At 76.6% G+C, this 2,882-nt stretch carries 2 protein-coding genes and 1 pseudogene; all 3 read left to right on the top strand.

All coding sequences use genetic code 11. The annotated features are described in order from the left end of the window. Window positions 1-120: 120 nt before the first annotated feature. A pseudogene (locus ACW0Q9_RS30025) lies at window positions 121-821 on the top strand (hypothetical protein); the annotation flags it as partial. 39 nt (window positions 822-860) lie between these two features. Beyond that, entirely contained in the window at window positions 861-1,901 is a 1,041-nt protein-coding gene (locus tag ACW0Q9_RS30030) for an alpha/beta fold hydrolase (RefSeq protein WP_456187061.1), read from the top strand. 5 nt (window positions 1,902-1,906) lie between these two features. Next, window positions 1,907-2,734: a DUF3152 domain-containing protein gene (locus ACW0Q9_RS30035; RefSeq protein WP_456187063.1), complete on the top strand. Its 828-nt coding sequence runs from the start codon at window positions 1,907-1,909 to the stop codon at window positions 2,732-2,734. Window positions 2,735-2,882: the final 148 nt, after the last annotated feature.

Genomic DNA, 2,882 nt, shown 5'->3' on the forward strand with positions numbered 1-2,882 from the left:
GAAGTTCTCCTGGGTGGCGTAGGTGCCGGCGAAGCCCTCCCGGGTGGCCCGGCGCCGCCCGGTCCGGCCTGCCGTCCCGTTCGGCTGAGGAGGTCGGTGGCGTGGCGCGGTCCGGCCTGAACCGGCCGGCCGAGAACCGGTCCGGGGAGGGGCGGTTCGCCGCGCCCGAGGCGCGCGCCGGCCGGCTCGCCGAGTCGCCGGCCGAGGGCGCCGACCCGGACGCCGAGCCGCCGCGCCGCCGCCGGCAGGCCGCCAGCCACCGGGGCCGGGCCGCGGTGGAGGAGTCCTCGCTCGCCGCCGCTCCGGCCGGCACGCCCACCGGCAGCCCGGCCACGGTCGGCACCTCGTACTCCGGCGGGCAGATGAGCACGACGGAGACCGCGCCGTCGCGACCGCTGGACACGGGCGGCCTGCCGGGGCCCCGGGTGGTGATCGACCACGTCCAGGTGAGCACCTTCGGCCTCGACGCCACCGTGGAGGTCCGCCTGATCGCCGGGGACCGGACGGCGGAGGGCCACTCCACCGGGCCGGCCGTCGACGGCTACGTGCTGCGGCTCTGCGCGGTGGCCGCGGCCGCCGCGGTGGACGAACTGCTCGGCCGCGCCGCGCCGGCCGGTGAGCGGGGCCGGTGCTTCGTCGAGCACACCGCCGTGGTGCCGTTCGGCAACTGCGAGGTGGCGACCGTGGTCGTGCTGCTGGTCTGCGACGGCTGGGTGGAGCAGCTCGCCGGCTCCGCCCTGGTCGCCGGGGATCCCCGGCAGGCCGTGGTCCGGGCCACCCTGGCCGCCGTCAACCGCCGGCTGGAGGCACTGCTCGCCTGAGCCGGTGTCGGGCCCGCCCGGTCCGGGAAGACTGGAACCATGAAGCCCGCCGCCCTCTGGCCGGACCACCTCCTGCCCGCGCACGCCGTCCCGCCACCCTGGCCGGGCCGGGCGGTGCGTCTCGACGGCACGGTGACGTACGTGCGGGACACCTTGGCCACCGCCCCCGGCGCCGAGCCGGCGCTCTACGTGCACGGCCTCGGTGGCTCGTCGCAGAACTGGACCGACCTGGCCGGCCTGCTCGCCGACCGGCTCGACGGCCAGGCGATCGACCTGCCCGGCTTCGGGCGCAGCGAGCCCGGCCGGCGCTACACCGTGCCGGCCTTCGCCGACCGGGTGGTCCGCTGGATCGAGCACAGCGGACGGGGGCCCGTGCACCTGTTCGGCAACTCGCTCGGCGGCGCCGTCACGGTCCGGGTGGCGGCGCTGCGCCCGGATCTGGTCCGGACCCTGACCCTGATCTCGCCGGCGCTGCCGTTCCTGGACTTCCGGCGCTCGTTGCAGGGGCGGATGCTGCCACTGCTGGCGATCCCCCGGGGCGAGCGGCTGGCTGCCCGGCGGCTGGCCCAACTCGCCCCCGAGGTGATGGCCGAGCAGGTGATGGAGGCGTGCATCGCCGACCTGACCCGGATCAGCGAGCAGCGCCGGCAGGAGGCGATCGAGGAGATCCGGGTCCGCTACGAGGCCGCGCACTACGCCGCCGCCTACGTCCGCACCTTCCGCGGCCTGGTCTCCAGCTTCCTGCGGTCGTACCTGCCGGGGTCGGGGTCGCTGTGGCGGCTGGCGGCGGCGGTGCGGGTGCCCACGCTGGTGGTGGGCGGGCGGCAGGACCGGCTGGTCGACGTGCGGGTGGCGCCGCAGGCCGCCCGGGTGATCCCGGACAGCCGCCTGCTGATGCTGGACGGCGTCGGGCACGTGGCCCAGTTGGAGGTGCCCCGGACGGTGGCGCGGGCGGTGCTGGCGCTGCTCGCCGAGGCGGCCCCCGCCGGACCGCCGCGGGACGAGCGGACGGAGGCGCAGGCCAGGGCCCTGATCGCCGAAACGGGGGAGAGCGGACACCGCCGTGGCATGGCAGGCTGAGCCGGATGCCCACCTCCGTCCGTCCGCGTGCCGCGCGGCCCACCACCCCGCCCGCCGGCCGCTGGCGTTCCGCCGTCGTGGTCTGCGCCTTCCTCGTCGCCGCCGCGGTCGGTATCGGGGTCGCGCTGCAACATCCGTCGGCCGGGGCCGAGGTGCTGCTGGGCGCCGGCCCGGTGGCCCAGCCACCCGCGCCGACCACTGCGCCGCCGCCGTCGAGCGCGCCGCCGTCGCCGAGCCCGGACCCGTTGCCGAGCACTCCGGCGGCGCCGGTGCTGCGCCTGCCCGGCCGTGCGCGGGCACGGGGCCGGGCCGGGGTGCTGCGCCGGTTCCGGGTGGCGGTGGAGAACGGCTCGGGGGAGGACGTGCACGCCTTCGGCGACGCCGTGCAGCGCGCGCTGGCCGGGCCGGGGAGCTGGGTGGACGGTGGCCGGCTGCGGTTGCAGCGGGTCGGCCCGGGCAGCCGGTCGGACTTCACGATCTACCTGGCCACCCGGGACACCGCCGGCCGGCTCTGCCGCGCCGGTGGCATCGACATCCGGGTGGGTGGCGTGCCGTACACGTCGTGCCGGGTCTCCGGCAAGGTGGTGATCAACCTGGACCGGTGGCGGACGTCGGCGCCGCACCTGGTGGCGGCGAAGCTGCCGCTGGACACCTACCGGCTCTACGTGGTCAACCACGAGGTGGGTCACCAGTTGGGGCACCACCACGAGGCCTGCCCGGGCGCGGGTCGGCCGGCGCCGGTGATGCAGCAGCAGACCCTCTTCCTGAACGGCTGCCGGCCGAACCCGTGGCCGTACCTGGGCGGGAAGCGGTACACCGGTCCGTCGGTGTGAGGACCTGATCGTGGCGATGAGAAGTATTTCCCAGGAGAAGCGGTAAAACGGCCTGATTGCCCGGATTGCCTGCCACGCTGGTGTCATGACGTCGTCGTCCCCTTACGACCCGCCTGCCGAGCCCGCGCCGACCACCGGCCGCCCGTCG

The organism is Micromonospora sp. I033 (genome assembly GCF_053890995.1).